The organism is Moorena sp., from assembly GCF_982860115.1.
Genome location: NZ_CEYLVT010000460.1, coordinates 1 through 1,566 on the forward strand (window position 1 = coordinate 1; position 1,566 = coordinate 1,566).

Below are 1,566 nucleotides of genomic sequence, written 5' to 3' on the forward strand. Positions count from 1 at the left end.
TGTATTCAGTCAGAAGAACCATTCCCTCCGATTCTTCCTCTAAGAGATAGAAAGTTATGTCAAACTTAGAAATCTGAGGATCTACCTCAAAGTAAAACGCTTTCCATCCTAACTTGTCTTCCGTTACTAGAGCTGGATCGATGGTGAAAGCCACCTGAAACAGGGGATTTTGGGTGAATTGGTAATCGGGATGAAGGGCTTCTACCACCTTCTGGAACGGCACATCTTGATGGGAGTAAGCTGATAAACAGACATTCCGGACTCGCTTTAACAGTTCGCAGAAACTAGGGTTGCCGCTGAGGTCACTACGCAAGACTAAAGCATTGAGAAAGTTTCCAATGATTCCTTCTAACTCCGGTCGATCCCGTTGGGAAATGACAGTACCCAGAACAATATCTTCCTGGGTCGAATAGCGATAAAGCAAAACTTTGATTGCTGTCGCAAAGGTCACAAATAAGGTAACACTTTCTTGACGGCTAAGAGTTTTGAGATTTTCGATTAACTCAAAGGGCAGTTGGTGACGAACAAATGAACCGGTAAAAGTCGTTTGGGGAGTGCGAGGACGGTCAGTGGGAAGTTTTAACTGGGGTAAATTTTCTAGTTGTTTCTGCCAGTAGGCAAGCTGATGGGAGAGAACAACTCCGAGTAACCGCTGGCGTTGCCAAACCGCAAAATCGGCATATTGTATGGGTAATTCTGGCAGAGGTGACGGTAAACCTTGACAAAATGCCGTATAAATAATTTCTAATTCCTGGATAATATGCACAAATGATTCGGCATCTATAACACTGTGATGAATAGCGAAGTAGAGCCGATAGTTGTCTGAAGCAAGCTGAATCAGAGTAGCTCGCAGCAAGGGGCCTCGGGTGAGGTCAAATCGTTGGCGAAGCTGTTCGGTGGCAATACGCACCGCTTCTGTTTCTCGTTTTGTTTCTGACCATTCTCGCAAATCGACAATCGGTAAAGTAAATGCAGATGGTGGCTGAATTTCCTGACAAGGTTGACCGTTAACAACTGAATAGGTCGTCCGCAGAATTTCGTGGCGGCGGATGAGTTCCGTCAGACTTTCTTCCAAGGCAGGAATATTGATATCTCCACCTAGATGAATGCTCAAGGTTTCATTGTAGACTGGTTCTTCTGGGGTTAACTGGTTCAGAAACCACAGTTGTTCTTGCGCAAAAGATAAAGGAATGGTTTGCTCTCGTGAAATCGGTTGTAGGGGTGCTCCAATAGTTAATCCCTCTTCCTGAAGAACCTCCTTGGCTAACTCAGCAACTGTGGGACACTCAAATAAGCAATTCAGGGGTAATTCTACCTGGAAGCGATCGCGCACTAGCCCGATAATTTTAGTGGCCAACAAGGAATGTCCGCCTAATTCAATAAAGTTGTCGTGAACTCCGATAGGAGAAACACCCAGAATCTCTGACCAAATTTGAGCTAGTTGCAGTTCTACCGAATCCCGGGGAGCAACAAAACTGGTTTCACGAATCAAACTTGAAGCATCGGGAATGGGTAAAGCCCTGCGATCGACTTTGCCGCTAGGTGTTAAGGGAAAAGCTTCCAGAA

At 45.3% G+C, this 1,566-nt stretch carries 1 protein-coding gene; it reads right to left on the reverse strand.

Annotated elements, in window-relative coordinates; translation table 11 throughout:
• Nucleotides 1–1,566: condensation domain-containing protein (locus tag AC4II3_RS32665; RefSeq protein ID WP_490723044.1), on the reverse strand; the 1,566-nt coding region annotated here is incomplete at both ends.